This is a genomic window from Streptomyces sp. GESEQ-4, assembly GCF_017948455.1.
Taxonomy (GTDB): domain Bacteria; phylum Actinomycetota; class Actinomycetes; order Streptomycetales; family Streptomycetaceae; genus Streptomyces.
In genome coordinates, this window is record NZ_JAFFSU010000004.1 from 87,915 (window position 1) to 114,176 (window position 26,262).

Annotated in this window: 31 protein-coding genes and 1 pseudogene; 20 read left to right on the forward strand and 12 right to left on the reverse strand. The window is 69.8% G+C overall.

The genetic code is table 11. The annotated features are described in order from the left end of the window. Positions 1-2: 2 nt before the first annotated feature. From KCH48_RS10535 to KCH48_RS10545, 3 genes are all read right to left on the reverse strand, one after another. Positions 3-1,097 (reverse strand): RNA polymerase sigma factor SigF, encoded by a 1,095-nt coding sequence (locus KCH48_RS10535; protein ID WP_374104671.1) that lies wholly within the window; start codon positions 1,095-1,097, stop codon positions 3-5. Between the two features lie 17 nt (positions 1,098-1,114). Continuing rightward, positions 1,115-1,528, reverse strand: a complete 414-nt coding sequence (locus KCH48_RS10540) for an anti-sigma regulatory factor (RefSeq protein WP_030784224.1) — start codon at positions 1,526-1,528, stop codon at positions 1,115-1,117. A 269-nt stretch (positions 1,529-1,797) separates the two neighbouring features. Then, positions 1,798-2,058 carry a UBP-type zinc finger domain-containing protein gene (locus KCH48_RS10545; RefSeq protein WP_210572390.1) on the reverse strand — a complete coding sequence of 87 codons (261 nt, stop codon included), beginning with the start codon at positions 2,056-2,058 and terminating at the stop codon, positions 1,798-1,800. A 58-nt stretch (positions 2,059-2,116) separates the two neighbouring features. Here KCH48_RS10545 and KCH48_RS10550 point away from each other — a divergent pair, with 58 nt between their 5' ends. Further along, on the forward strand, positions 2,117-3,712 hold the full coding sequence (locus KCH48_RS10550; RefSeq protein WP_210572396.1) for a Na+/H+ antiporter: 1,596 nt from the start codon (positions 2,117-2,119) through the stop codon (positions 3,710-3,712). A 78-nt stretch (positions 3,713-3,790) separates the two neighbouring features. Here the strand turns inward: KCH48_RS10550 and KCH48_RS10555 are convergent, their stop codons facing one another. Both KCH48_RS10555 and KCH48_RS10560 read right to left on the reverse strand, forming a co-directional pair. Then, positions 3,791-4,699, reverse strand: coding sequence for a 1-aminocyclopropane-1-carboxylate deaminase/D-cysteine desulfhydrase (locus KCH48_RS10555; RefSeq protein ID WP_210572399.1), 909 nt, complete (start codon positions 4,697-4,699; stop codon positions 3,791-3,793). 142 nt (positions 4,700-4,841) lie between these two features. Then, on the reverse strand, positions 4,842-5,420 hold the full coding sequence (locus tag KCH48_RS10560; protein WP_210572947.1) for an N-acetylmuramoyl-L-alanine amidase: 579 nt from the start codon (positions 5,418-5,420) through the stop codon (positions 4,842-4,844). 222 nt (positions 5,421-5,642) lie between these two features. Here KCH48_RS10560 and KCH48_RS10565 point away from each other — a divergent pair, with 222 nt between their 5' ends. The 3 genes from KCH48_RS10565 to KCH48_RS10575 all read left to right on the forward strand — a co-directional run bounded on the left by KCH48_RS10565 (position 5,643) and on the right by KCH48_RS10575 (position 9,263). After that, on the forward strand, positions 5,643-7,046 hold the full coding sequence (locus tag KCH48_RS10565; RefSeq protein ID WP_210572401.1) for a family 2B encapsulin nanocompartment shell protein: 1,404 nt from the start codon (positions 5,643-5,645) through the stop codon (positions 7,044-7,046). A 111-nt stretch (positions 7,047-7,157) separates the two neighbouring features. Further along, the gene (locus KCH48_RS10570; protein ID WP_210572402.1) at positions 7,158-8,297 is read left to right on the forward strand and encodes a family 2 encapsulin nanocompartment cargo protein polyprenyl transferase; all 1,140 of its coding nucleotides are present in this window, start codon (positions 7,158-7,160) and stop codon (positions 8,295-8,297) included. A 357-nt stretch (positions 8,298-8,654) separates the two neighbouring features. Further along, positions 8,655-9,263: an N-acetyltransferase gene (locus KCH48_RS10575; protein ID WP_210572403.1), complete on the forward strand. Its 609-nt coding sequence runs from the start codon at positions 8,655-8,657 to the stop codon at positions 9,261-9,263. Positions 9,264-9,389: 126 nt separating this feature from the next. Here KCH48_RS10575 and KCH48_RS10580 read toward each other — a convergent pair whose 3' ends face one another. Next, positions 9,390-9,980, reverse strand: coding sequence for a TetR/AcrR family transcriptional regulator (locus KCH48_RS10580; RefSeq protein WP_210572404.1), 591 nt, complete (start codon positions 9,978-9,980; stop codon positions 9,390-9,392). A 112-nt stretch (positions 9,981-10,092) separates the two neighbouring features. On the opposite strand from KCH48_RS10580, the gene KCH48_RS10585 reads away from it, so the two are divergent. The 6 genes from KCH48_RS10585 (at position 10,093) to KCH48_RS10610 (ending at position 13,191) form a co-directional block, all read left to right on the forward strand. Next, complete coding sequence (locus KCH48_RS10585; protein ID WP_210572405.1) at positions 10,093-10,677, forward strand: dihydrofolate reductase family protein; 585 nt, start codon at positions 10,093-10,095, stop codon at positions 10,675-10,677. Positions 10,678-10,703: 26 nt separating this feature from the next. Beyond that, positions 10,704-10,913: a hypothetical protein gene (locus KCH48_RS10590; protein ID WP_210572406.1), complete on the forward strand. Its 210-nt coding sequence runs from the start codon at positions 10,704-10,706 to the stop codon at positions 10,911-10,913. Positions 10,914-11,000: 87 nt separating this feature from the next. After that, positions 11,001-11,414, forward strand: a complete 414-nt coding sequence (locus KCH48_RS10595; RefSeq protein WP_210572408.1) for a YciI family protein — start codon at positions 11,001-11,003, stop codon at positions 11,412-11,414. A 5-nt stretch (positions 11,415-11,419) separates the two neighbouring features. Next, the gene (locus KCH48_RS10600) at positions 11,420-12,619 is read left to right on the forward strand and encodes an RNA polymerase sigma factor (protein WP_210572411.1); all 1,200 of its coding nucleotides are present in this window, start codon (positions 11,420-11,422) and stop codon (positions 12,617-12,619) included. A 9-nt stretch (positions 12,620-12,628) separates the two neighbouring features. Then, positions 12,629-12,952 carry a DUF952 domain-containing protein gene (locus KCH48_RS10605; RefSeq protein WP_210572413.1) on the forward strand — a complete coding sequence of 108 codons (324 nt, stop codon included), beginning with the start codon at positions 12,629-12,631 and terminating at the stop codon, positions 12,950-12,952. Then, positions 12,949-13,191 (forward strand): hypothetical protein, encoded by a 243-nt coding sequence (locus KCH48_RS10610; RefSeq protein ID WP_246885196.1) that lies wholly within the window; start codon positions 12,949-12,951, stop codon positions 13,189-13,191. The genes KCH48_RS10605 and KCH48_RS10610 overlap by 4 nt, the downstream gene beginning before the upstream one ends. Here the strand turns inward: KCH48_RS10610 and KCH48_RS10615 are convergent. Next, a complete protein-coding gene (locus tag KCH48_RS10615) occupies positions 13,188-13,922 on the reverse strand; it encodes a VOC family protein (RefSeq protein WP_210572417.1) in 735 nt (244 codons plus the stop codon). The two genes, KCH48_RS10610 and KCH48_RS10615, sit on opposite strands and share 4 nt — an antisense overlap. A 146-nt stretch (positions 13,923-14,068) precedes the next feature. On the opposite strand from KCH48_RS10615, the gene KCH48_RS10620 reads away from it, so the two are divergent. The 4 genes and pseudogenes from KCH48_RS10620 (at position 14,069) to KCH48_RS10635 (ending at position 17,098) form a co-directional block, all read left to right on the forward strand. Next, a complete protein-coding gene (locus KCH48_RS10620) occupies positions 14,069-15,220 on the forward strand; it encodes an inorganic phosphate transporter (RefSeq protein ID WP_210572419.1) in 1,152 nt (383 codons plus the stop codon). 16 nt (positions 15,221-15,236) lie between these two features. Further along, the gene (locus tag KCH48_RS10625; protein WP_210572420.1) at positions 15,237-15,470 is read left to right on the forward strand and encodes a hypothetical protein; all 234 of its coding nucleotides are present in this window, start codon (positions 15,237-15,239) and stop codon (positions 15,468-15,470) included. Positions 15,471-15,497: 27 nt separating this feature from the next. Then, the gene (ppk2, locus tag KCH48_RS10630; protein ID WP_210572421.1) at positions 15,498-16,385 is read left to right on the forward strand and encodes a polyphosphate kinase 2; all 888 of its coding nucleotides are present in this window, start codon (positions 15,498-15,500) and stop codon (positions 16,383-16,385) included. A 58-nt stretch (positions 16,386-16,443) separates the two neighbouring features. Next, positions 16,444-17,098: pseudogene (locus tag KCH48_RS10635) on the forward strand (class I SAM-dependent methyltransferase). A gap of 114 nt (positions 17,099-17,212) precedes the next feature. On the opposite strand, the gene sodN reads toward KCH48_RS10635, so the two are convergent. Beyond that, positions 17,213-17,608 (reverse strand): superoxide dismutase, Ni, encoded by a 396-nt coding sequence (sodN, locus tag KCH48_RS10640; RefSeq protein WP_210572422.1) that lies wholly within the window; start codon positions 17,606-17,608, stop codon positions 17,213-17,215. A gap of 145 nt (positions 17,609-17,753) precedes the next feature. Here sodN and sodX point away from each other — a divergent pair, with 145 nt between their 5' ends. After that, positions 17,754-18,188: a nickel-type superoxide dismutase maturation protease gene (gene sodX, locus KCH48_RS10645; protein ID WP_210572949.1), complete on the forward strand. Its 435-nt coding sequence runs from the start codon at positions 17,754-17,756 to the stop codon at positions 18,186-18,188. Here sodX and KCH48_RS10650 read toward each other — a convergent pair. Further along, positions 18,092-18,721 carry an ABATE domain-containing protein gene (locus tag KCH48_RS10650; RefSeq protein WP_210572423.1) on the reverse strand — a complete coding sequence of 210 codons (630 nt, stop codon included), beginning with the start codon at positions 18,719-18,721 and terminating at the stop codon, positions 18,092-18,094. The two genes, sodX and KCH48_RS10650, sit on opposite strands and share 97 nt — an antisense overlap. Positions 18,722-18,835: 114 nt before the next feature. Between KCH48_RS10650 and KCH48_RS10655 the strand changes: the two genes are divergently transcribed. Next, positions 18,836-19,609, forward strand: a complete 774-nt coding sequence (locus KCH48_RS10655) for a trans-aconitate 2-methyltransferase (protein ID WP_210572424.1) — start codon at positions 18,836-18,838, stop codon at positions 19,607-19,609. Between the two features lie 53 nt (positions 19,610-19,662). Here KCH48_RS10655 and KCH48_RS10660 read toward each other — a convergent pair whose 3' ends face one another. Genes KCH48_RS10660 through KCH48_RS10670 form a run of 3 tightly spaced genes read right to left on the reverse strand, consistent with a single transcriptional unit; the run spans position 19,663 to position 22,383 of the window. Continuing rightward, entirely contained in the window at positions 19,663-20,424 is a 762-nt protein-coding gene (locus tag KCH48_RS10660; protein WP_282615131.1) for an amino acid ABC transporter ATP-binding protein, read from the reverse strand. Then, the gene (locus tag KCH48_RS10665) at positions 20,421-21,386 is read right to left on the reverse strand and encodes an amino acid ABC transporter permease (protein ID WP_210572425.1); all 966 of its coding nucleotides are present in this window, start codon (positions 21,384-21,386) and stop codon (positions 20,421-20,423) included. Before KCH48_RS10665 ends, KCH48_RS10660 begins: the two co-directional genes overlap by 4 nt. Before the next feature lie 31 nt (positions 21,387-21,417). Next, a complete protein-coding gene (locus KCH48_RS10670) occupies positions 21,418-22,383 on the reverse strand; it encodes an ABC transporter substrate-binding protein (protein ID WP_210572426.1) in 966 nt (321 codons plus the stop codon). A gap of 559 nt (positions 22,384-22,942) precedes the next feature. Here KCH48_RS10670 and KCH48_RS42900 point away from each other — a divergent pair. The 4 genes from KCH48_RS42900 (at position 22,943) to KCH48_RS10690 (ending at position 26,256) form a co-directional block, all read left to right on the forward strand. After that, entirely contained in the window at positions 22,943-24,166 is a 1,224-nt protein-coding gene (locus tag KCH48_RS42900; RefSeq protein ID WP_210572428.1) for an NADP-dependent malic enzyme, read from the forward strand. 228 nt (positions 24,167-24,394) lie between these two features. Continuing rightward, on the forward strand, positions 24,395-25,360 hold the full coding sequence (locus KCH48_RS10680; RefSeq protein WP_210572429.1) for a zinc-binding dehydrogenase: 966 nt from the start codon (positions 24,395-24,397) through the stop codon (positions 25,358-25,360). Positions 25,361-25,480: 120 nt separating this feature from the next. Beyond that, on the forward strand, positions 25,481-25,690 hold the full coding sequence (locus tag KCH48_RS10685) for a helix-turn-helix domain-containing protein (protein ID WP_210572430.1): 210 nt from the start codon (positions 25,481-25,483) through the stop codon (positions 25,688-25,690). Beyond that, a complete protein-coding gene (locus tag KCH48_RS10690) occupies positions 25,690-26,256 on the forward strand; it encodes a Clp protease N-terminal domain-containing protein (RefSeq protein ID WP_210572431.1) in 567 nt (188 codons plus the stop codon). Before KCH48_RS10685 ends, KCH48_RS10690 begins: the two co-directional genes overlap by 1 nt. Positions 26,257-26,262 lie beyond the last annotated feature (6 nt).

Below are 26,262 nucleotides of genomic sequence, written 5' to 3' on the forward strand. Positions count from 1 at the left end.
CCTTACTCCTCTACGAGGAGCTTCTCCCGCAGCTGTGCCAGCGTCCGTGCCAGCAGCCGCGACACATGCATCTGTGAGATGCCGACCTCCTGCGCGATCTGCGACTGCGTCATGTTGCCGAAGAAGCGCAGCAGCAGGATCCGCTTCTCGCGCGGCGGCAGGTCCTCGAGGAGCGGCTTGAGCGACTCGCGGTACTCGACGCCCTCCAGGGCCTCGTCGTACGCGCCCAGCGTGTCCGCGACCGCCGGGGACTCGTCGTCGGTGTCGGGGACGTCCAAAGACAGCGTGGAGTACGCGTTGGCCGACTCCAGGCCCTCTAGGACCTCCTCCTCCGAGATACCCAGCTTCTCGGCCAGTTCATGAACCGTGGGGGAGCGGCCGTGCCGCTGCGAGAGCTCCGCCGTGGCGGTGGTGAGCGCGAGGCGCAGCTCCTGCAGCCGGCGCGGGACGCGCACCGCCCAGCCCTTGTCGCGGAAGTGCCGCTTGATCTCGCCGACGACCGTCGGGGTCGCGTACGTCGAGAACTCGACGCCGCGGTCCGGGTCGAAGCGGTCGACCGACTTGATCAGGCCGATGGTGGCGACCTGGGTCAGATCGTCCAGCGGCTCTCCGCGGTTGCGGAAGCGGCGCGCGAGATGCTCGACGAGCGGCAGGTGCATGCGGACCAACCTGTTGCGCAGCTCCGCGTACTCCGGACTGCCGTCCTTCAGGGTGCGCAGCTCGACGAACATGGCGCGCGCGCCGCTGCGGTCCTGAGGGTTGTGCTGCGTGACCTGCACGCTGGGCACGCCCGGCTGATCGTCTCGCTCGTGCTCGCTCATCGTCCCGCCCGTCGCCCTTCCCCGAGCCGCCGCCCCTGCCCGGACCGGAGAGACCCCGATCCGGCCTTCGAGGGGCGCGCTCTGCACGGCACCATCCCGATCCCGCTGCCCGTCGTCCAGGAAGCCGGCCGCCGTCAGGTTGTCGGCGTCGTCCTCCGGATGTGGCCGGGCCTGCTCGGGGATGCCGTCGATGCCGTCAGCCATGCGTCGGGCACCGCTCGGACCGCTTGTGCCCTCGGCCGGCAGCTCCCGTGTGCCGCGCTCTTCTTCCCGCACCGGCCCGTCCCCGTCCTTCACGCCGGCCCGGGTCCCGCGCCGCGCTGTTTGTAGAGGCTGATCGAAACGGTCTTGTCGTCGTCCACCGCGGAGGAGACCTTGCCCGCCAGGGCGGACAGGACAGTCCAGGCGAAAGTGTCGCGCGCGGGGGCGTGACCGTCAGTGGTCGGGGCCGAGACGGTGACCTCGAGCGAGTCGTCGACGAGACGGAAGACACAGCTGAGCACCGAGCCGGGCACGGCCTGCTGCAGCAGGATCGCGCAGGCCTCGTCCACCGCGATGCGAAGGTCCTCGATCTCGTCGAGGGTGAAGTCCAAACGGGCCGCGAGACCGGCCGTGGCCGTACGCAGCACCGACAGGTAGGCACCCGCAGCCGGCAGCCGGACTTCCACGAAGTCCTGGGTCGCGGGCTCGCCTGCGATCTGGGACACCCTCACCTCCAAGGTGGTACAAGCTTTTCGGGGCCGAGGGTCGCCCCCCGGGTAACGCGATGTGTGTTCAGCGGTGACGCTACCGCGCTCACGAGTTTCCTGTCCCCGGGACCCCAACCCCTTGCTGTCACTCATAGTAAACACACGGATACGCTCCGTGGCTAGGGGGTCTGCGGGCCCAATTGGGAAGAGCGCGCGCCGGGTTGACGTACCCAGACGTCCCACGTTTGAACCGTGGGCATCAGACGTCGAATGCGTCGAATACAGCGTCACACAAGTACATGGTCGACGAAGCACCAGCGCCAGCGCTCACCGGGCTCGTGCGTCCGCATGATGGGATGCCCCGAGTCCTTGTGGTGCTCCGCCGCGTGCCTCCCGGGCGAGGAGTCGCAGCAGCCGACATGACCGCAGGTGAGGCAGAGCCGCAGCTGTACGGGATGCTGGCCCTCCGCCAGGCACTCCAGACAGGTGTCGCTCAGGGGCTCGGGTTCGGGGTGCGGCAGCGCGTCGGAGTGCGTGCACTGTTTCATGATTGCCAGGTTACGTCGGGCGCGTGGACGACCGCGCGGAAAAACGAGGGCGGGAACGATGGACGTGATGCCACTGCTGTTGCTGGTGGCGGGCAGTGCCGTCGTCGCGGCGGCCGCCCGGCGGACCCCGGTGCCGGCTCCGCTGCTGCTGGTCGCGGCCGGGCTGGCGGTCTCGTACGTCCCCGGAGTGCCCGATTACACGCTCGACCCGCACATCGTCCTGCCGCTCGTGCTGCCCCCGCTGCTGCACTCGGCGGCCACCGACAGCTCGTACCTCGATCTGCGCGCGCAAATGCGGCCCGTTGCGCTGCTGTCGGTCGGGTACGTGCTCTTCGCCACCTTCGCCGTCGGCTGGGCGGCCTATGTGATCGTCCCCGATCTGCCGCTGACCGCGGCGCTGGTGCTCGGTGCGGTGGTGGCGCCGCCGGACGCGGTGGCGGCGACGGCGATCGCGCGCCGGGTGGGCTTGCCGTCCCGGATCACCACGATCCTTCAGGGCGAGTCCCTGGTGAACGACGCCACCGCGATCACCGCCTACCGGGTGGCCCTCGCCGCCGCGGTCGGGGAGGGCGCCACCTGGGCGGGCGGGATCGCCGAGTTCGTGGTCGCGGCGGTCGGCGGTGTCGGCTTCGGGCTGGTGCTGATGGTGCCGATCCACTGGCTGCGCGTCCACGTCAAGGAGGCGCTGCTGCAGAACACGCTCTCCCTGATGATCCCCTTCGTCGCCTACGCGGCCGCCGAGCAGGTGCACGCCTCCGGAGTGCTCGCCGTCGTGGTCGTCGCCCTCTATCTGGGACATCGCGCGTGGGAGGTCGACTTCGCGACCCGCCTCCAGGAGGACGCGGTCTGGAAGATGGTGGCGTTCGTCCTGGAGTCGTCGGTGTTCGCGCTGATCGGACTGCAACTGCCGGTCGTTCTCGAGGGACTCGGGGAGTACGAGGGTGCCGCCGCGGCCTGGTACGCGGTGGCCGTCTTCCTGGTCGTCGTCGCGGCCCGGTTCATCTGGGTGTATCCGCTGGCTTACCTGTCGCGCCTGCTGTTCGCGGGGACACGTCAGCGCAGGCAGTACCCCGTCTGGAAGGGCCTGTTCGTCATGTCCTGGGCCGGGATGAGGGGTGTGGTCTCGCTGGCGATCGCCTTCTCGATCCCGCTGACCGTCGATGACGGCGAGCCCTTCCCCGAGCGCAACCTCATCCTCTTCCTGACCTTCACGACGGTCATCGGCACGCTGGTCCTGCAGGGCGTCACGCTGCCCCCGCTGATCCGCCTGCTGAAGCTGCCCGGCCGGGACGAGCAGGCCGAGACCCTCGCCGAGGCGAACGCCCAGGCGCAGGCCTCCCGGGCCGCCGAGCGCCGCCTGGACGAACTCCTCGCCGACGAACGCAACGCCCTCCCCGGGCCCCTCGCCGACCGCCTCCGCACCGTCCTGGAGCGCCGCCGCAACGCCGTCTGGGAACGCCTCGGCGCGGTCAATCCCGTCACCGGCGAAACCGCCGACGACACCTACCGCCGCCTGTCCCGGGAGATGATCGGCGCCGAACGCGAGGTGTTCGTCAAGCTGCGCGACGGCCGCTACATCGACGACGAGATGCTGCGGACGTTGCTGCGCAGGCTGGACTTGGAGGAGGCGGCGGCGTTCCGGGAGACGACGTAGGCGCTGGATTTGCGGTTCGTTCGCTGCGGGTCGGTGGGGGCTGGTCGCGCAGTTCCCCGCGCCCCTTGCGGGGCGGGGTCAGTCGAAGGGGCGGCCCGTGATGATCGCCGCCACTGTCGTCCCGCGCGGGAAGGCGCTCTCTTCCGCTAGGGCGACAAGGGCGTACAGCAACTTGGCGACATAGAGACGCTCGATGGGCAGGCCGTGGCGGTTTTCGAAGTCGTCGGTGAAGGCGTCCAGGGCGGGGGTGGTGCGGGCGTAGCCGCCGAAGTGGAAGCGGTCGTCCAGGGTCCAGGTGCCGCGGGGGCCACCGAAGGCCTGGGACTGGAAGGCCTGGACGTCGGCGGTGAGGAAACCCCCTTTGAGCACCGGAACGCCGAGAGCGCGCTGGTCGGGGGCGAGCCCCGCGGCCAGTCCGGCGAGTGTGCCGCCGGTGCCGCAGGCGACCGCGACGACGTCGGCCAGGCCGCGCAGCTCCTCGCCGAGCGCCTGACAGCCGCGTACGGCAAGGCGGTTGCTGCCGCCCTCGGGGACGACGTAGGCGTCCTCGGCGCTCACCGCGCGCAGGACGGCCGCCAGGGTGTCGGGTTCGGACTTGCGGCGGTACGTCGATCTGTCGACGAAGTGCAGGCGCATTCCGTCGGCCGCGCACCGGGCCAGGGAGGGGTTGAGGGGGTGGTCGGCGAGTTCCTGGCCGCGGACCACGCCGACCGTGGGCAGGCCGAGGAGGCGGCCCGCGGCGGCCGTGGCCCGCAGGTGATTGGAGTAGGCGCCGCCGAAGGTGACGACGGTGCGCCCGGCCGCCGCGGTGAGGTTCGGCGCGAGCTTGCGCCACTTGTTGCCGATCAGCTCCGGGTGGATCAGGTCATCGCGCTTGAGGAGCAGGCGGATGCCGTAGCGGGTGAAACGGTCGTCCGTGACCTCCTGCACGGGCGAGGGGAGGCGGGGGTGCAGGTCGGTGAGGGGGGAGGTGTCGGAGCCGGGCACCTCGTCATTGTCGCCGCCGAGCGCTCCGCGGGAAGCGTGGCGATTGGCCGTCGAGCGTCTGCGGGCCTGTTGTGGCTGGTCGCGCAGTTCCTCGCGCCCCTTCGGGGCGCTGCCGAACCGCACCGGAATTCGCCGGACCTGCTCACTTCAGCCGGTCCCGGATGCGCTGCCGCATCGCCGCCATGGTGAACCCGCGCGGGTCCACTTTTCCCGGCTGCCATTCCAGATGGCCGATGACCGAGCGCTCGTTCCAGCCGTGGTGGCGGCAGACCGCGGCGGCGGCCCGCTCGATCGCCTCCAACTGGGCCGCGGGCCAGGGGTCCTTGCCGTCGCCGAGGTTCTCGCACTCGAAGCCGTAGAAGTGGCGGTTGCCGTCGGTGTTGGCCTCGTTGTCCGGCGGGAGCGCCTTCTCGGCGATCACCGCGCGCAGGACGTCGTCGTCGCCGAGACCCGCGTGGTTGGCGCGGCCGTAGCCGACCAGGTGGACGGTGCCGTCCTTGGTGATCACGCCCTGGCACAGGGGTCCCGGCAGACCCTCGTAGCCGTTCCGGCACAGATCGACGGTGTGTTTGCTGCCCTTGGTCACCGTGTGGTGGATCATCACGCCGTGGACCGGTCCCCACGGGCCTTTGTGGTTGCGGTTGTGATGCCGCCAGTCGCCGACCTCGACGACCTTTAAGCCTTCCGCACGCAATTTCTTCAGGAAGTTGTCCGCGGACATGGGCGGGGCCATGACCGTCTCCTTCGCGCTGCGCGACGCCCGCCGGACGCGGACGTCTGGTGATGGCGGTGGACGGGGTCCCCATGAATGCCCAAGCGGACCGTGATCCATTCCCGCTCTTTCGTGTAATAGCACCAGCACGCTCCGTGATGGAAGGCTTTGCCGTGCAGATCGATGCCCGGCGCAGATCGGCGCCGTTGCAGACCGGGAGGGCAATTCCACATGTCGGTAGGCGAAGAGGTCCGCACCGAGCAGGACAGGCCGCAGCAGAGTCTCGGCACGGCGGCCGCGCGGAACCTGGCCACCACCACCAAGTCCGTACCCCAGATGCAGGAGATCAGCTCCCGCTGGCTGCTGCGCATGCTGCCCTGGGTGAACGTGGAGGGCGGCACATACCGAGTGAACCGCCGCCTCACGTACGCCGTGGGCGACGCCCGCGTGACGTTCGTGAAGACCGGCGACCGGGTCGAGGTCATCCCCGCCGAGCTGTGCGAACTGCCGGCCCTGCGGTCGTACGAGGACGAGGAGGTGCTCTCCGAGCTGGCCCAGCGGTGCCGACAGCAGGAGTTCGCCCCCGGCCAGGTGATCGCCGAGTTCGGCAGTCAGACCAACGAGGTGTATCTGCTCGCGCACGGCAAGGTGGAGAAGGTCGGCACCGGCCCGTACGGCGACGACGCGGGCCTCGGAGTCCTCGCCGACGGCGCCTACTTCGGCGAACAGGCGCTGCTGGACCCGGACGCCATCTGGGAGTACACGGCCCGCGCGCTCACCGCCTGCACGGTGCTCGTCCTCTCCCGCCAGGACGTCGAGCAGATCGCGGAGCGCGCCGACTCCCTGAGCACGCACTTCGAGCAGCTGCGCGCGATCCCCGAGCAGCGGACCAACAAGTACGGCGAGAAGGAGATCGACCTCTCGGCCGGCCACTCCGGTGAACCGGACATCCCGCACACCTTCGTCGACTACGAGGCCAGGCCCCGTGAGTACGAACTGAGCGTCGCCCAGACCGTCCTGCGCATCCACTCGCGCGTGGCCGACCTCTACAACAAGCCGATGAACCAGACCGAGCAGCAGCTCAGGCTGACGGTCGAGGCGCTGAAGGAGCGCCAGGAGCACGAACTCATCAACAACCGCGAGTTCGGGCTGCTCAACAACTGCGAGTACGAGCAGCGCATCCAGCCGCACGACGGCGTGCCCGGCCCGGACGACATGGACGAGCTGCTCAGCAGGCGCCGCGGCACCAAGCTGTTCCTCGCCCACCCGCGCGCGATCGCCGCGTTTGGCCGCGAGCTGAACAAGCGCGGACTGGTGCCCGAGACCATCGACATCGGCGGCAACCGCATCCCGACCTGGCGCGGCGTCCCGGTCTTCCCGTGCAACAAGATCCCGGTCAGCGACGCCCGTACGACCTCGATCATCGCGATGCGTACCGGCGAGTCCGACCAGGGCGTCATCGGTCTGCACGCGACCGGGATCCCGGACGAGATCGAGCCGAGCCTGTCCGTGCGCTTCATGGGCATCAACGAACAGGCGGTCATCAACTACCTGGTGACGGCGTACTACTCGGCCGCGGTTCTGGTGCCGGACGCGCTCGGCGTCCTGGAGAACGTCGAGATCGGCCGCTGGTGACCGTCCCCGTCCCCACCCGGTGTCCCCGCCCGCCAGGGCGGGTACACCCTCGGGGTACGCGCCCAGCCGTAGCGGAAGCGCCACCGCCCGCCCACTCTCCGAGGCGATCCCATGGGTGAGTTCATGATGGAGGCGAAGCAACGCGCCCCCGGACCACGGCGGTTCACCGAGGCACCGGATGGGCAGGGGCCCATCGCGAGGCCGACGGACGCCGCTCCCGACCGGCTCGACGGGCACGAGGCGCCGGCGATCCTGGAGCGTGCCCGGACATCGGTCGACCCCGTACTGCGCGCCGCCGTCGAGTCGCTGCCCGGCTCCATGCGCCGTATCGCGCTCTACCACTTCGGGTGGGAGCACGCGGACGGCACACCGGCGGCGGGCAACGGGGGCAAGGCGATCCGGCCCGCACTCGTCCTCACCGCGGCCGCCGCGCTCGGCGGACCCGCGGCACGGACGGCGGCCGTGCGGGCGGCCGCGGCGGTGGAGCTGATCCACAACTTCACGTTGTTGCACGACGACGTGATGGACCGGGACACCACCCGACGGCACCGGCCCACCGCCTGGACCGTGTTCGGCGACGCCGAGGCGATCCTCGCCGGGGACGCGCTCCAGGCGCTCGCGCTGCGGCTGCTCGCCGAGGACCCGCATCCGGCGTCCGCGGCGGCCGGGGTCCGGCTCGCGGACTGCGTCGTCGAACTGTGCGCCGGTCAGCACGCGGACGTGGCCATGGAGCGGCGCGGACCCGACGAGGTCGGTCTCGACGAAGTGCTCGCCATGGCCGAGGCGAAGACGGGCGCGCTGCTCGGGTGCGCCTGTGCGCTGGGCGCGCTGTATGCGAGGGCGGCGAAGGAGGACGTCGAGGCGCTGGACGCGTTCGGCCGGGAGGCCGGGCTCGCCTTCCAGCTCATCGACGACGTGATCGGCATATGGGGCGACCCGTGCCGCACCGGCAAGCCGGCCGGAGCGGACCTGGCCGTCCGCAAGAAGTCGCTGCCGGTGGTTGCCGCGCTGGACTCCGGCACCCCGGCCGCGGCCGAACTCGCCGAGCTCTACCGGGGGCCGTATCAGGAGGCCGACCTGGAGCGCACCGCACTGGCCGTGGAGCAGGCGGGTGGCCGTGACTGGGCGCAGGCCCAGGCAGCCGACCGTATGGCCCACGCCATGCGCCAGCTCTCCCGGGCGGTCCCGGACCCGGAGGCGGCGGGCGGCCTGCTCGCGCTGGCGGAGTTCGTGACGCGGCGGAGCAGTTGAGGTCATGCGGAGTCGGTGACCGAGGCCGTGGGGTCGCGCGGCAATCGAGGCCGGCTGACGTCACCGTGACCAGTCCGCTCCGTCCGGAATGACCCCGGAGCCTCCGGGCCCGCGCGGCTCCTGACCCCGCACGGTCACCGGAGGCTCCGGCACGGCGGGCCCCGCGCATCCCCACGGTGCGCGGGGCCTGTCCTTACCGGTCAGTGGAGCGGGGCTGTCCTTGTCGGCCGGAGGAGCGGGGCCGCCCTTGTCGGTCGGAGGAGTGGAGTCCCCCTTTCCGCCCGAAGGACCGGCACAGCAACCGGATAGGCTTCAACGGCCGTACGATCAAGGCCGGTTGAGGTGAAGGGGCGACACATGGGCGTGGCGATCCGGACGGCGGGCGAGGGCGACCGGGACCTAGTGGTCCGGCTCCTGGACGAGGCCTTCCAGGACGACCCGGTCAGCAGTTGGGTCTTTCCCGGCGCCGCATACCGCCGTACGACCCACTCCAAGCTGATGGCGGCCTTCACGGACGTCGTGCTCGCCGAGGGCCGGATCGACGTCACCGGGGACGGCACGGCGTGCGCACTCTGGCTGTCCATGCCCGCGGCGGACGAGGCGGACCCGGCCGACGCCCACGCCGACGACAGCGAAGCCGCCCAGATGCGCGAGGCCGTCGATCCGGACAACGAGCGCGTCGAGCTGATCGCCCGGCTCACGGCTGAGTGCCACCCCGCGGACCGGGCCCACGCCTACCTGTGGATGATCGGCGTCGCCCCCGGTCACCAGGGCAAGGGTCTCGGCACCGCCCTCATCGCCGCGACCCTCGACCGCTGCGATCGTGAGGGGCTGCCGGCGTATCTGGAGGCGAGCAACGCGCGCAGCCGCGGGCTGTATGAGCGGCTCGGGTTCGAGTTCACCGGCCGTGCGCTTGTCCTGCCGGACGGGCCGACCATGTGGCCTATGTGGCGTGAACCTCGCTGAGTGCTCCGCTGGATGGGCGGTTCGCTTGCTGCGGGCCGGTGGGGGCTGGTCGCGCCCACGCGGCGGTAGCCGCATGTCAGACACAGCCCCGCGCCTCTTCGGGGCGCGGCAGATCAGGCCTGCTGATCACGCCTCCGGCACCACCGTCGTCACGATCCGTTCCACCAAGCCCTCCGGGACCGTGACCCCTGGCAGTACGCCGTCCAGGACGCCCGGCAGGGTCAGGTGCTCCAGGATCAGGCCGAGCATGGCGAGATACAGGACGGCGACGGTCTCGTCGCCGCCGGGCAGGCCGGCGTCGCGGTGGAACTCCATGCCGTACTCGAGGTCGCCGCGGACCGATTTGGTGAACGAGGCGCGCAGTTCGGGGCGGCGGGTGGCTTCCAGGCGCATCTCCAGGAGGGCTAGATAGCCCGTGCGGTCGCCGGTCGCTCGGGCCATCAGGTCGTGCATGAAGGCGGTGACCAGGGAGCGGTCCCTCGGTCTGGCCATCAGCTCGCGCAGCACCTTGGGGTCCGGCGCGAGCCGTACGTGCAGCCGGGTGTCGATCTGGCGCAGCAGATCGTCGCGCCCGGTGAAGTAGTTGGAGGCGGTGCCCACCGGCACCCCGGCCTCGACGTCCACCGCGCGGAACGTCAGCCCCCGCACCCCCTCCCGCGCGAGCACCTCGACCCCGGCGTCGACGAGAGCGGCCCGGCGCTCCGGATTCCTGGCCAATGCGGAACCTCTTCTCTCACTTGATTCCGGCCCCGAAAACGTCTTGCAACCACTACAGGCGAAGTACTACAACTGAAGTGGTTCACAGCCCAGCCTACGGAAAGAGACCAGCTTGCGAAAGCTCACGTACTACATCGCCTGCTCGCTCGACGGCTTCATCGGCGACCCGTCCGGCGACGGGAGCGCCATGATCAGCTTCGTCGACGAGGAGTTCTTCGAGTTCCTCAAGAGCGAATACCCCGAGACCCTGCCCACCCACGGCCGCCGCGCACTCGGCCTGGACGACCTGCAGAACAAGCGGTTCGACACGATCATCCAGGGCCGCGGCAGCTACGAGCTGGCGCTGAAGGAGGGCGTCACCAGCCCGTACGCCCATCTGCGCGAGTACGTCGCCTCGCGCACCCTGAAGGAGTCACCGGACCCGCATGTCGAGATCATCGCCGACGACCTGGTCGGCAAGGTCCGGGAACTGAAGGAGGAGGAGGGCGAGTTCGGCATCTATCTGTGCGGCGGCGCGCAGATCGCGGGCGAACTGCTCGACGAGGTCGACGAACTCGTCATCAAGTCGTATCCGATCGTGTACGGCTCGGGCATGCCGATGTTCGGGTCCGGCTGCGCGGTCACGGAGTTCACGCTCGACGACGTACGCACGTTCAAGAACGGCGCGGTCGTGCGGACGTACAGCAGGAAGCGCTGAAGCCCTTACCGCTCTACGCTTGGGACATGGACAGCGAAAAGCATGCCTGTCCCGTCTGCGGACAGCCCGTCGCGACAGTCATCAAGCGCCACAAGACGCTGGGCGCATGGGTTCCGGTGTGGGTTCCGGGACCGTGCCACAACCCCGAGTGCGAGGCATACGTCGACACGGGCGCCGAGCCCGTCGAGGAGCCTGCGAAGAGCACGACGAAGAAAACCGCCGCCGAGAAAAACTGAAGCCCGTGTCGAGAAGCGTCGGCCGGCTCCGACGTCCCCTGTGAGAGCCGCCCACCGGAGGGCGGTCCGAACCGAAGGAGCGGACTGATGAAGTATCTGGTGATGGTGCAGGGCTCGCAGGCGGACTACGAGGCGCAGACGGGCAAGGGGTCCGAGACCTCGCCGGCCTGGACCGAGCAGGACGTGCAGGCGATGTTCGCCCACATGGGCGCGATCAACGACGACCTCGCCGAGAGCGGTGAACTGGTCGACGCGCAGGGACTGGTCGAGCCCGCCCGCACCCGGCACGTCAGCCTCGGCTCGGACGGCAAGCCCGTCATCACCGACGGCCCCTACGGCGAGACCAAGGAGCTGCTGGCCGGCTACTGGGTCCTGGACTGCGCGAGCCTGGAGCGGGTCACGGAGATCGCCGCCCGTGTCCTGCAGTGCCCGCAGCCCGAGGGCGCGCCGCTGTACCCGGTCGTGATCCGGCCCATCGGCGAGGCCACCGGAGACGTCTGAACCCCATGAGCGACACCGTCGAGGACCTGCTGCGCCACCACGCGCCGCAGGTCCTCGGTGCACTCGTGCGGCGGTACGGCCATTTCGACGCCGCCGAGGACGCCGTACAGGAGGCGCTGCTCGCCGCGGCCGGGCAGTGGCCCTCGGCCGGGGTGCCGGACAATCCGCGCGGCTGGCTCATCAAGGTGGCCTCGCGGCGGCTCGTGGACGCGCTGCGGGCCGACGATGCCAGACGGGCGCGGGAGGAGAAGGCGGTGGCGCTCGGTGCGCGCCTCGCGCCTGGTGAGGACCGTGCTCCCCGCGAGGACGACACCCTCTCCCTGCTCTTCCTGTGCTGCCACCCGGATCTGACCCCGCCCGCGCAGATCGCCCTCACCCTGCGCGCGGTCGGCGGTCTGACCACGGCGGAGATCGCCCGCGCCTGGCTGGTTCCCGAGGCGACCATGGCGCAGCGGATCAGCCGGGCCAAACAGAAGCTGCGCGGCGTGAGCTTCGGGCGCCCCGACAACTGGGCGGAGCGGCTGCCTGCCGTCCTGCACACCCTCTACCTGATCTTCAACGAGGGCTATACGGCGACCTCGGGCCGCAGCCTGCAGCGCCGCGATCTCGCGGGCGAGGCGATCAGGCTGACCCGTACGGCGCACCGGCTGCTCCCGGGCTCCGGCGAGGTGTCCGGACTGCTGGCCCTGATGCTGCTCACCGATGCCCGCCGCGAAGCGCGCACCGGCCCGCACGGCGAACTCGTCCCGCTCGACGAACAGGACCGCGAGCGCTGGGACAAGGCCGCGATCGACGAGGGCGTCGCCCTGGTCACCAGGGCCCTGGCGCGCGGACCCGCGGGCCCGTACCAGGTGCGGGCCGCCATCGCCGCCGTACACGACGAGGCGCCGTCCGCCGAGGCGACCGACTGGCAGGAGATCCTCGGCCTGTACGACGTGCTGGTACGGCTGGTGCCCGGTCCCGTCGAGCTGCTCAACCGGGTCGTCGCGGTGGCCATGGTCGACGGGCCGTACGCCGGACTCGCGGAACTCGACGTCCTGGAAGAGGCCGCGGGGCACCGGCGGGACGCCGTACGGGGCCATCTCCTGGAGCGGGCCGGTGAACCGGAAGCCGCCCGCGCCGCCTACGAGTCGGCCGCCGCGCAGACCCTGAGCCTGCCGGAGCAACGCTATTTGCAGGCGCGGGCGGCCCGGCTCAGGCCATAGCCTCACTCCATGCCACACATCCTCCACATCACCGAACGCTCCCTCTGGGACGCCGCCCGCGCGCGGGGCACGTACGAGATGTCCACCCGCGGCCGGACCCTCCAGGACGAGGGCTTCATGCACTGCTCGACCCGCGCCCAACTCCCGCGCGTCGCCGAGTTCCTGTACGGCTCGTACGACGGGGCCGATGAGCTGGTGGTCCTGGTCATCGATCCCGAGCGGCTCGATGTGCCTCTGAAGTACGAGGCGCCGGAGGCCGGTGGCGAGGAGTTCCCGCATGTGTACGGGCCCGTGCCGGTGGGCGCGGTGGTGGATGTGGAGGTGTGGGGGTGAGGGCTGGGCGACGCCGGTTATGGCGCTGGGCGGTCACCGTGTGGGCGGTCGCCGTCGTCGTCGGGGGTGGGCTGACGCTGTGGCTGCAGGATTCGGCGGAGCCGCCGGAGCCGTACGGCTGGGAGGAGACGGAGGGCCCGGCGCCGCTGGTGAGTGGGGACGCGGAGTCCCTCTGCCCGTCCGCGACGCCTGAGCCGGGATCGACAATCCGCCAGTGCATGTACGTGACGATCCGCTAGCCCGGCAGCCCACCCGTCTCCGGATCCCGTCCGGTCAGGCAGTACGTCCCGCCCGCCGGATCGCGCATCACCGTCCACTGGCGGCCCGCGGCGGCGAAGGACGCGCCCAGGCGCTCGTGCGCGGCGCGGGTCGCCGGGATGTCGGCGCAGGCGAGGTCGAGGTGGGCGGAGGCGGGGCGCTCCTCGCCGAGTCGCTGGAGCAGGATGCGGAGGGGCAGCCCGGGCGGCGGCTTGAGCACATGGAACTCGGGGAGGGAGCCGGGCGCCGACGCCCAGTCCGCCAACAGTCCGCTCCAGAAGGCGACTTCGGCGTCGTACAGCGACGGCGGTACGTCGACGCAGACCTGGTCGAGCCGGGCGCCGCGCACCACGGGCGGCCGTACCGACTCCCCGTGCCAGGGCACCGCACAGAACAACTGCCCGGCGGGGGAGCGGAGCACGGCCCAGTCGTCGTGGTCGGCGACGACATCCGCGCCTGCTGTGAGCGCCGACGTCACCAGGCTTCGTACGTCATCCACCGCGAAGTCGAGATGCGCCCCGCCCGCGCCGGAGTCGACCGACTGGACCTTCACGCAGGCGTCCGCCGCGCCCGGGAGCAGGGTCGCGAACTCCCCGTGGTCGCCCCGCGGCGGTGACAGCCGAGTGTCCGTGACGGCCGTCCAGAATGCGGCGGCGCGATCGAGGAGCCCGGCGGGGCGGTCGATGAAGGCGTAGGTCCAGCGGATGGTCATGGGGTGATCGTAGGGCGGAGGGCCGTAGCCGTTCCGTCCGTTTCCCGGACGTTCGGCGCTGGAATTTGCGGATGTTAAATGCGACCCGGACGGAGCCTTTGCCTCCAGTTCGCCGGGTATTGGGAAGCGCTTGCTTTGCTCGCACCATGGATCACATCACGTTCCTCGTGGGGGTCGTCATCGTCACGGCGCTGGCCTTCGACTTCACCAACGGATTCCACGACACCGCCAACGCGATGGCGACATCCATCGCGACCGGCGCGCTCTCACCCCGTACAGCGGTGCTGGTGAGCGGTGTGCTGAACGTCGTCGGCGCCTTCCTCTCCACCGAGGTGGCCAAGACGATCTCTGGCGGCATCGTGGACGACACGCTCGTCACACCCGGGATGATCTTCGCCGGGCTGGTCGGCGCGATCCTGTGGAACCTGCTGACCTGGCTCGCCGGACTCCCGTCGAGTTCCTCGCACGCCCTGTTCGGCGGGCTGATCGGTGCCGTGTGGGTCGGTGCGGGTGCGAACGGCGTGCACTTCGACAAGGTGGTCGAGAAGGTGCTGATTCCGGCCGTGGCCTCGCCGGTCGTCGCCGGTGTGGCCGCGCTGATCGCGACGTACCTCGCCTACCGGATCACCGCACGGGCCCGGCAGAAGTCCGTGACCAAGGGCTTCCGGCTCGGGCAGATCGCCTCCGCCTCGCTCGTCTCCCTCGCGCACGGCACGAACGACGCGCAGAAGACCATGGGCGTCATCACGCTGACCCTGATCTCCGCGGGCGCCCTCGGCCACGACGCCGGTCCGCCGCTGTGGGTCATCGCGTCCGCCGGTCTCGCGATCGGGCTCGGCACCTACCTCGGCGGCTGGCGGATCATCCGCACCATGGGCAAGGGCCTGACCGAGATCCAGTCGCCGCAGGGCTTCGCCGCCGAGACCGCGTCGACCACCGTCATCCTCACCTCCGCCCACCTCGGCTTCGCCCTGTCCACCACCCAGGTCGCCTCCGGCAGCATCCTCGGCGCGGGACTGGGCAGGCGTCTGGCGGAGGTGCGCTGGGGAGTCGCCGGCCGGATGGTGATCGCCTGGCTGATCACGCTGCCCGCCGCGGCCATCGTCGGAGGCCTGGCCGCCGGCCTGGTCACGCACGGCGGGAACGTCGGTACGGCCGTGGTCGCGCTGGTCGCCGCCGCGGTCGCCACAGCCATCGTCGTCGCCTCGCGCCGCAACCCGGTGGACGCGAAGAACGTGAACGACCACCACGAGGTCTCGATCCGCACGGCGCCGGCGAGCGTCGGCACGGCCGCCTGAGCAGGGGGAGTTGGACATGGAACTGGACTGGAGCGCCCTCGGTCAGGTCGCCGCGGTGAGCCTCGGCGTCACCGTGGCCGTGGTCGTCGTCTTCGCCCTCGGTGTACTCGGGCTCGCCCGCGTCGAGGGGGCGAGGGAGACTGACGGGAGTACCCATGCGCTCGGCCTCGCCCAGGCCGGACTCTGTTTTCTCGCCTGCGCGGCGGTCGTCGCGTACGGCATCCATCTGATCGTGCCGCGATTCCACTGAAGCACCGAAGCCGGGGAGGGCGACAGGATGACCACGCCACTGCTGTCAGGACTGACGGTCGACTACACCGACCTCGACGAGCCCGTTCTGATCAAGCCGGACGGAAACCCGGTCGAGACCTGGCGGGAGAACTACCCGTACGCCCAGCGCATGGAGCGCAAGGAGTACGAATGGCACAAGCGGCTCCAGCAGATCGAACTGCTGAAGCTGCAGCGCTGGATCAAGGAGACCGGCCGCCGGCTCGTCATCGTCTTCGAGGGGCGGGACGCGGCCGGCAAGGGCGGCACGATCAAGCGCTTCACGGAGCACCTCAATCCGCGCGGCGCACGGGTCGTGGCACTGGTGAAGCCCACGGAGCGCGAGCGCGGGCAGTGGTACTTCCAGCGCTACGTCGAACACCTGCCGACCGCGGGTGAGATAGTCCTGTTCGACCGCTCCTGGTACAACCGGGCCGGTGTGGAACGGGTGATGGGCTTCTGCTCGGACGACGAGTACTGGCGCTTCATGCGCCAGGCCCCGCTGTTCGAGCGGATGCTGGTCGACGACGGCGTCGACCTGATCAAGTTCTGGTTCTCCGTCTCGCAGAAGGAACAGATCACCCGCTTCACCATCCGCCAGGTCGACCCCGTACGGCAGTGGAAGCTCAGTCCGATGGACCTGGCCTCCCTGGACCGCTGGGACGACTACACCGCCGCCAAGGTCGCCATGTTCCGCGAGACGGACACCGAACAGGCGCCCTGGACCGTGGTGAAGTCCAACGACAAGAAGCGCGCCCGCGTCGAGGCCATGCGCAGCGTGCTGGCCCGCTTCGACTACACCGACAAGGACCACGAAATAGTCGGCACACCGGACCCGCGCATCGTGGGCGCGGCGGCGAACCTGTTGGAGGCGGGGGAGGACGACACGGAGCGGTGATCCTTCGCGGAAGCGCAGGGCGCCTGAATATCCTCGCCGTAGCCCCGGAGGTCCTGACGTGACCGAACCACCCTCCGCACAAGACGCCGCCGTCACCGACCGGACCCGCCTCGTCGGGCACGCCTACAGCAGCGACCGGGACCTCGCAGCCCGCCAGGCGCTCTACGAATGGAAGGCGCCCCGTTACGACCTGCCGGGCATCGTCACCGAGCAGTTGAGGGACGTGCGGGGACGGGTCGTGGATGTCGCCTGGCCCGGTCGCCGTGGCGGACGTTGCCCGTCTGCCGCTGTCGACGGCGAGCGTGGGTGCGGCGCTGGCGATGCACATGCTCTACCACGTCTCTGATATCGCCCGGGCGGTACGGGAGTTGTCCCGAGTCGTCGCGGGTGACGGGCTGGTCGTCGTCTCCACCAACAGTGACCGCGACAAGCCGGAGCTCGAGGACCTGTGGCAGCGGGCCGCCGGTGACGTCCTCGGTACCGGACGCGGACGGGCCCGTATCTCGCTCAGTGCGCTGCCCGGCACCATCACCGTCCGCGAACCCGAGTCCGTCATCGCCCACATGGCCTCGTATCAGGCGTGGGCGGACCAGCACGACGTGCCGTTCGAGGAGACCATCGACAGGGCTTGGGCCATCCTCGGCGAGCACATCGCGCAGCAGGGCGCCTTCGAGATCAACTGCCGCGGTGGCATTCTCGTTTGCCGTCGGTGAGAGGGCGCACTCGACGCCGAAGGGGCCCGGTCGGCGAACCGACCGGGCCCCTTCATGCTGCTCGTCGACCCGCGATGGTGCACCGATCGCCGGTCGATCGAAGCTGACTTGACGTCAGGCCTTCTTGGTCTCCCAGAAGATCTTGTCGATCTGGGCGATGTAGTCGAGGGCCTTCTGGCCGGTCGCCGGGTCGGTGGAGCCCTTGGCGGCGGAGAGGGCCTTGAGGGCGTCGTTGACCAGCTGGTGCAGCTCCGGGTACTTCTCGAAGTGCGGGGGCTTGAAGTAGTCGCTCCAGAGCACGGAGACGTGGTGCTTGGCGAGCTCCGCGCGCTGTTCCTTGATCGTGGTGGCGCGGGCCTGGAAGTGCGCGTCGTCGTTGCCGGCCATCTTCTCCTGGATGGCCTTCACCGACTCCGCCTCGATGCGGGCCTGGGCCGGGTCGTACACACCGCAGGGCAGGTCGCAGTGTGCGCTGACCTTGACCTTGGGGGCAAACAGGCGGGAAAGCATGGAGCATTCCTTCCTCGTGATCGTCTTCTCAGGTGGGACATTACTCCCTGCAAGAGAGGTTTTCGCGGGTGCCCCCATGGGCTTAGGACAAAAGTCCGGGGCCAGACTGGGACTGGTGGAGGATCGAACCGGGGAGGTGCCGGGGATGCCGGAGCTGTCGCAGGAGACCGAGCGTGGGAGGTCGTTCCTGCCATTCGGGGTGGCCGAGGTGACCGGGCCGTCGATGGTGCCCACGCTGTATCACGGGGACCAGCTGGTGGTGCAGTGGGGAGCCAGGGGCGGGCCGGGTGACGTCGTCGTCCTGCGGCATCCGTTCCAGCAGGACCTGCTCGTCGTCAAGCGGATCGCGGAGCGGCGCGAGGGCGGCTGGTGGGTGCTCGGGGACAACACGTACGCCGGGGGCGACAGCACGGACTACGGTGCCGTCCCCGAGGAGCTGGTGCTCGGGAGGGTGCGTTTTCGGTACCGGCCGCTGAAGCCCGGTCAGCGCTCGCCGTTCGCGCTGGTGCGCTGGGCGGTGTCGGCCGCCAGGCCCGTCTTCTCCGACCGGTCGGCCTCCAGGCGCTTGCGGGCGCGGTAGGCGGCCACGTTGGCGCGGGTGGCGCAGCGGTCCGAGCAGTAGCGCCGGGAGCGGTTGGTCGAGGTGTCGAGGTAGGCGTTGCGGCAGGGTGCCGCCTCGCACAGGCCGAGCCGGTCCACGCCGTACTCGGTGAGGTGGAAGGCCAGGCCCATCGCGGCGATGGCCGCGTAGCCCGCCGTCGCGTTCGACGGATGGTCCGCGAGGTGCATGTGCCACAGCGGGCGGCCGTCGTCGTCCCGGAAGTCGTGCCCGGAGATCTGCGGGCTCACCGGGAACTCCAGGAGCAGGGAGTTCAGCAGGTCCACGGCCAGGGTCTCGTCGCCCTTGTCCGCCGCCTCGAAGACCGCGCGCAGCCGACCCCGGACCGAGCGGAACCGTGTCACGTCCGCGTCGGTGGCCCGGCGGGCCGCCGACTGGTTGCCGCCGAACAGGTCGCGGACGGCCTCGACCGAGGTCAGTGAGTCCTTGCCCCGGGCCGGTTCCTCGCTGTTGACGAGACGGACGGCGTAATCCGAGTAATAGGCCAGTTCCACTTGTAGTCCTTACGGAGGCGTTCTATGGTCGTGATGCGGTCGGGGTAACAGCCGGTCGTGCTTCCAGGGTATTACGTGACGGGTGTCACGTGACATGTGCGACGGAGGGTCTCGATGACGGACACCGACACCACCACCACGACCGGCGCCGACTGGCAGGCCTGGCAGAAGAGCTGGGACCGGCAGCAGGAGTGGTACATGCCGGACCGGGAGGAACGCTTCAGGATCATGCTCGACATGGTCGAGGCCCTCGTCGGCCCCGCCCCGCGCGTCCTCGACCTCGCCTGCGGCACGGGAAGCATCACGGCTCGGCTCTTCGCCCGGTTCCCGGACGCCACCAGCACCGGCGTCGACCTCGACCCGGCGCTCCTCGCCATCGCCGAGGGCACCTTCGCGGACGACGACCGCGTCAGCTTCGTCACCGCCGACCTCAAGGACCCCGACTGGCCGGCGAGGCTGCCGCATCAGTCGTACGACGCCGTCCTGACCGCCACGGCCCTGCACTGGCTGCACAGCGAACCCCTCGCGGCCCTCTACGGTCAGGTCGCGGGTCTCGTCCGCGACGGCGGTGTCTTCATGAACGCGGACCACATGATCGACGACACGACGCCCCGGATCAACGCCGCCGAGCGGGAGCTGCGGCACGCCCGCATGGATCAGGCCAAGCGGGACGGCGCCCTCGACTGGGCCGAGTGGTGGCAGCTCGCGGGCAAGGACCCCGTCCTCGCCGAGCCGACCGCCCGCCGCTTCGAGATCTACGGCGAGCACGCCGACGGCGACATGCCGTCCCCCGCCTGGCACGCGCGCGTACTGCGCGAGAAGGGGTTCGGGGAGGCGCGGGCGGTGTGGTGCTCGCCTTCGGACACGCTGCTGCTGGCGCTGAAGTAGCGGCACGCGAAAGGGGCGGTACGGAGCCTTCCGTACCGCCCCTTTGCGTTCAGCTACAGCACCTTCGACAGGAACGCCTGCGTCCGCTCGTGCTGCGGGTTCGTCAGGACCTCGCGCGGGTCGCCCGACTCGACGACCACGCCGCCGTCCATGAAGACCAGACTGTCGCCGACCTCGCGGGCGAAGCCCATCTCGTGGGTGACGACGACCATCGTCATACCGGACTCGGCGAGGTCGCGCATGACGTCGAGGACGTCGCCGACCAGCTCCGGGTCGAGGGCCGAGGTCGGCTCGTCGAAGAGCATCAGCTTCGGGTCCATCGCGAGGGCCCGGGCGATGGCGACGCGCTGCTGCTGTCCGCCGGAGAGCTGTGCGGGGTAGCCGGCGGCCTTGTCGGCGAGGCCGACGCGGTCCAGCAGCTCCCTCGCGCGTTCCTTGGCCTGGGTCCTGCTCGCCCCCTTGACCTGGACCGGCGCCTCCATGACGTTCTCCAGCGCCGTCATGTGCGGGAACAGGTTGAACCGCTGGAACACCATGCCGATGTCCCGTCGCTGTCGCGCGACCTCGCTGTCCTTGAGCTCGTACAGCTTGTCGCCCTTCTGCCGGTAACCGACCAGCTCTCCGTCGACGTACAGGCGACCGGAGTTGATCTTCTCCAGGTGGTTGATGCAGCGGAGGAAGGTCGACTTGCCGGAGCCGGAGGGGCCGATGAGGCAGAAGACCTCGCCGGACTTCACCTCCAGGTCGATGCCCTTGAGGACCTGAACGGGACCGAAGGACTTGTGGACGCCCTCGGCCCTCACCATGGCGGTCATACCGACGTGCCCCTTTCGCGGCTGAAGGCCATCATGTTGACCTTGATCTTCTGCCACGGCGTGTTCGGCAGGTTCCGCGACGAGCCACGGGCGAAACGGCGCTCCAGGTAGTACTGGCCGACGCTGAAGACGCTCGTGATGACCAGGTACCAGATGCACGCCACGAACAGCATCTCCATCACGGCGTACGACGTGGAGCCGATCGTGGAGGTGGCGCGCAGCAGTTCGTTGTACGTCACCGCGTACACCAGCGACGAGGTCTTCAACATGTTGATGAACTCGTTGCCGGTCGGCGGCACGATCACCCGCATCGCCTGCGGGATCACGATGCGGCGCAGCGTCTTCGCGTGGCTCATGCCGAGCGCGTGCGAGGCCTCGGTCTGGCCCTCGTCGACGGCCATCAGACCGGCACGGCAGATCTCCGCCATGTACGCCGCCTCGTTCAGACCCAGGCCCAGCAGGGCGGCCATGAACGGGGTCATGACGTCGACCATCTCGTCCTTGTAGATCGGACCGAGATTCAGCGTCGGGAAGATCAGCGCCAGGTTGAACCACAGCAGCAGCTGGACATAGACCGGCGTACCGCGGAAGAACCAGATGTAGACCCAGGCGACCCAGCTGGTCACCGGGTTCTTGGAGAGCCGCATCACGGCCAGGACGATGCCCAGGACCACGCCCATGATCATCGCCAGGACGCTGATCAGCAGGGTGCGGCCGGCGCCCGCGAGGACCGTGGAGTCGAAGACGTAGTCGCCGACGGCGTGCCACTGGATCTTCTCGGCGCTGGCGAACGCGTTGATCAGCAGGGCCACCAGCGCCAGCACGACGGCACCGCTGACCCAGCGGCCGTAGTGCCGTACCGGAATGGCCTTGATCGCCTCGGGCGGGATCGCCCCGCCGCCCTTGGAGACGGCGGCCGACGGACTGGCGTCGGCCGGCTCCTTGTCGAACTTGTCAGTCACGGTGACTGCCCTTCAGTCTTGCCCGGGCCGGTCACTTGCCGCCGTTGATCGCGGCCTTGTCGATCGCGCCGGTCTCGGCGCCCCACTTCTCGAGGATCTTCTTGTACGTGCCGTCCTCGATGATGGCGTTGACGGCCTCTTCGAGGGCCGCGGTGAGCTCCTTGTTGTCCTTGTTCACCGCGATGCCGAACGGACCGGCGTCGACCTGCTCGCCGACGACCTCGAAGTCGTTGCCGCCGCCGGCCTTGCGGGCCAGGTCGACGGCGACCGGGTAGTCGTTGACGCCCGCGACGGCGCCGCCCGACTTCACCCGGGTCTGGGCCTCGGTGTCGTTCTCGAACGGCTCGATGTTGATGGCCTTCTTGCCGCCGTCCGTGCACTTCTTGGACTGGTCCTTCAGCGCCTGCTCGTACGTCGTGCCGCGCTGCACGGCGGCCGTCTGGCCGCACAGGTCCTCGATCGAGTTGATGTTCTTCGGGTTGCCCTTCTGGACGTACACGGCGGTGCCGGCGACGAAGTAGTCGACGAAGTCGACACCCGGGCCGAGCTTCTTGCCCTTGTCGTCCAGGCCCTCCTGTCGCTGCTTGTTGTCCGTGATGGAGGACATGGCGACGTCGTAGCGGCCGGAGTTCAGCGCGGTGATCAGGCCGTCGAAGGAGCCGGAGGTGAACTGGAACTCCACGCCCAGCTTCTCGCCCAGCGCGGCGGCGATGTCGGGGTCGACGCCGACGATCTTGCCGCCCTCCTGGTACTCCATCGGGGCGTACTCGGCGTTGGTACCGGCCTTGATGACACCCGCGTCCTGGATCTTCTTGGGCAGCTTGTCGAACAGCGGGGCGGAGCTGGACTTCTCTGTCTCCTTCGCGCCCTCGCTGCTGCCGTTGTCCGTCTGGTCACCGCAGCCGGTGAGCAGTAGTGCGCCTGCGACCGCGATCGAGCCGACCGCTGCCAGGCGGGAGCGCGTGGCGGTCGTGCGACGGGTGGAGCGTGCGGTCATGGTGGGTTCCTCCGGCGGATGGGTGGAGTTGCCGATGGGGCGGACGGCTGCCGAGGGACTCGGTAGTCGTCTGGGTCTTGGGTCGACCAGAGCACACCGATCGACGAGAGCACTCGCCTTCGAGTGTCGCGACCTTGTGTGATTACGGCATCTTGCCATTCGGACTACGCCATTCAGGGCGCACCTCATGTCAAAATCGGATAACGGGTGACCCCCGAACCGCCCCAGGTCGGACATCAGGGCCGGACCTTCTGCGGGAATCCCTCGTTCCGGCCGGAAGATCTTCGGTGTCAAGCGGTGGTCCAGGACTTGTCCGCATATTGAGTCATGAGTCATGTCACCGGCATGTGACCTTCGCGTTGGGGACTCGTCGTCGGCACCGTCCGTCCGGTAAGAAGGGTCTTTACACCCCTCATCCGGGGCTCAGGGCGCGTGTGCGGCGCGCCCGTCGCGTAGGTGCCCGTACGCATCACCTGACAAGGGCCTTACGCGGTGCCCGCCCGCTCCTCAACCAGGAGTGGCCACCCTCAAACCATGAAGACCTAAGGGGTAAACCAACGTGGCAGCGGAGATCGTCAATCCTCGCAGCGACAGCACTACGGACCAGGACGGAGGGGCCGAGCCCCTCGATTCGTTCGATCCGGCATTCGCGCTGCACCGCGGCGGCAAGATGGCCGTGCAGGCCACCGTTCCGGTCCGGGACAAGGACGACCTGTCCCTCGCGTACACGCCAGGCGTCGCCCGCGTGTGCACCGCCATCGCCGAGCAGCCGGAACTGGTCCACGACTACACGTGGAAGTCGTCCGTGGTCGCGGTGGTGACCGACGGTACGGCCGTTCTCGGGCTCGGTGACATCGGGCCGGAGGCCTCCCTTCCAGTGATGGAGGGCAAGGCGATTCTGTTCAAGCAGTTCGGGGGCGTCGACGCGGTCCCGATCGCGCTGGACTGCACCGGTGTCGAGGAGATCATCGAGACCGTGGTGCGGCTCGCGCCGTCGTTCGGCGGCGTGAACCTGGAGGACATCTCGGCGCCCCGGTGCTTCGAGATCGAGCGGCGGCTGCAGGAGCGGCTGGACATCCCGGTCTTCCACGACGACCAGCACGGTACGGCGGTCGTGACGCTGGCGGCCCTGCGGAACGCCGCGCGGCTGACGGGCAAGGGGCTCGATGAGCTCCGTGCCGTCATCTCCGGCGCCGGGGCCGCGGGTGTCGCCATCGCGAAGATGCTGGTCGAGGCCGGTATCGGGGACGTCGCGGTGGCCGACCGCAAGGGCGTCGTCTCCGGTGACCGGGACGATCTGACGCCCGTCAAGCGGGAACTGGCCGAACTGACGAACAAGGCCGGGATCACCGGGTCGCTGGAGGCGGCGCTGGAAGGCGCGGACGTCTTCATCGGGGTCTCCGGCGGTACGGTTCCGGAGGCGGCGGTCGCTTCCATGGCCGAGGGCGCGTTCGTGTTCGCCATGGCCAACCCGAACCCCGAGGTGCACCCGGATGTGGCGCACAAGTACGCGGCGGTCGTGGCGACCGGGCGCTCGGACTTCCCGAACCAGATCAACAACGTGCTGGCGTTCCCGGGGATCTTCGCGGGCGCGCTGCAGGTGCGGGCGTCCCGGATCACCGAGGGCATGAAGCTGGCGGCCGCCGAGGCGCTGGCCGCGGTGGTCGGGGACGACCTCGCCGCCGACTACGTGATTCCGTCGCCCTTCGACGAGCGGGTCGCCCCCGCGGTGACCGCGGCGGTGGCCGCGGCTGCGCGGGCCGAGGGCGTGGCTCGTCGCTGAGGCAGGTGTGAGGTGGTGGCCCCGTCCGGTTGGGCGGGGTCATTTCTTTGCCGGTCGTGTTCTTTGCCGGTCGTGGGCCGCTATCGCTTTTCTTTACCTGCTCGTGCGGCCGTTCGGGTGGTTGCGGGGTGCCGCCGCGCCACACGTCCGTGCGCGTTCGTGCAAGAGGGCAAGTGTCACAGGGCCCTGTTGTTCCGTGGGCCCCGCACGCCCCCTATCGTCGAGCCCATGTTCGCCGCATACGCTGCCCGAATCGACCGTGACCAGCCGCTGACCGGCCTGGAGTTGGGGGAGCGTCCGGCTCCCGAGGCTCGTGCCGGCTGGAGCGTCGTCAACGTCAGAGCCGCCTCTCTCAACCATCACGACCTGTGGTCCCTGCGGGGCGTTGGCCTCAAGGACGACCTGCTGCCGATGATCCTCGGATGCGACGCCGCGGGTGTGGACGAGGACGGCAACGAGGTCGTGCTGCACTCCGTCATCGGTCAGAGCGGGCACGGGGTCGGCCCCAAGGAGCCGCGCTCCATCCTCACCGAGCGGTACCAGGGAACCTTCGCCGAGCAGGTCGCCGTACCGACGTGGAATGTGCTGCCGAAGCCCAAAGAGCTGTCCTTCGAGGAGGCCGCCTGTCTGCCGACGGCCTGGCTGACGGCGTATCGGATGCTGTTCACCAATGCCGGGGTGCGGCCGGGGGACTCCGTGCTCGTGCAGGGGGCCGGCGGCGGGGTCGCCACGGCCGCGATCGTGCTGGGGAAGGCGGCGGGGCTTCGGGTCTTCGCCACCAGCCGGGACGAGGCCAAGCGGAAGCGGGCCGTGGAGCTGGGGGCGGTGGAGGCCGTGGAGTCGGGGGCTCGGCTGCCGCAGCGGGTCGACGCCGTGATCGAGACCGTGGGCGCCGCCACCTGGTCGCATTCCGTGAAGTCGCTGCGGCCGGGGGGCACTCTCGTCATCTCCGGTGCGACGAGCGGTGACCGTCCCTCGCATGCCGAACTGACCCGGATCTTCTTCCTGGAGCTCAAGGTCGTGGGGTCGACGATGGGCACCAAGGACGAGCTGGAGGATCTGCTCTCCTTCTGTGCCGCCACGGGCGTGCGTCCCGTGATCGACGAGGTGCTTCCGCTGGACCGCGCTCGCGAGGGCTTCGAACGGCTGGAGTCCGGTGAGCAGTTCGGCAAGGTCGTGTTCACGAACGGCTGACGGTTACTTCCCACTGCATTACTTCCCACTCCATGCCAAGGGCCGGCCCGGTATCGGGTCGGCCCTTGGCATGCGTCAACCATGGTTGACAGGAGAGCGATGTCAACGTAGGTTGACGTCATGACCGAAGCAACGGATCTCGCCGAGCGTGCGGGTGATCGCGACCCACGGGTCGGGCTGCGGGCCGTCGCCGCACTGCGCCGGCTGCTGGAGCAGCTGGAGGCGGTGCAGGTGCGCAGTGCGCGCAATCAGGGCTGGTCGTGGCAGGAGATCGCCGCGGAACTCGGTGTGAGCAGGCAGGCCGTGCACAAGAAGTACGGGAGGAATTGATGTTCGAGCGGTTTACGAAGGACGCCCGGGCAGTGGTGGAGTCGGCGGTCGGGCACGCCGAGCGGGAGGGGGCGTCGCACGTCGACACCGAGCACATGCTGCTCGCCGTGCTGGACCGGGAGGGCAGCCGGGGCTCCTTCGCGCTGGCCTCGTGCCTCGACGACGGCCCGGACGGCAAGGAGTCGGTGCGGGGTGCCGTCATCGAGGCGCGGCGGCGGGGCGGGCTGTCGCGGGCCGACGCCGACGCGCTCGCGGGGCTGGGGATCGACGTCTCGGAGATCGTCGCCCGGGTCGAGGAGGTGCACGGCGTCGGGGCGATGTCCGGTGACCGGCGCGGCAAGGGGTGGTTCGGGCACCGCCCCTTCAGCCGGGGTGCCAAGGACACGCTCGTGGAGGCCCTGCGCGTCGCTACCGGGCACCGCGACCGGCACATCGGCGACGAGCACATCCTCCTCGCTCTCGCCGCCCGGCCCGGCGTCCCCGCCGAGGTCCTCGCCGATCACGGAGTGACGTACGAGGCGCTGACGCGTGTGCTGTACGGCGGGGGAGAGGCGAAGGCCGGCTGACGGGCT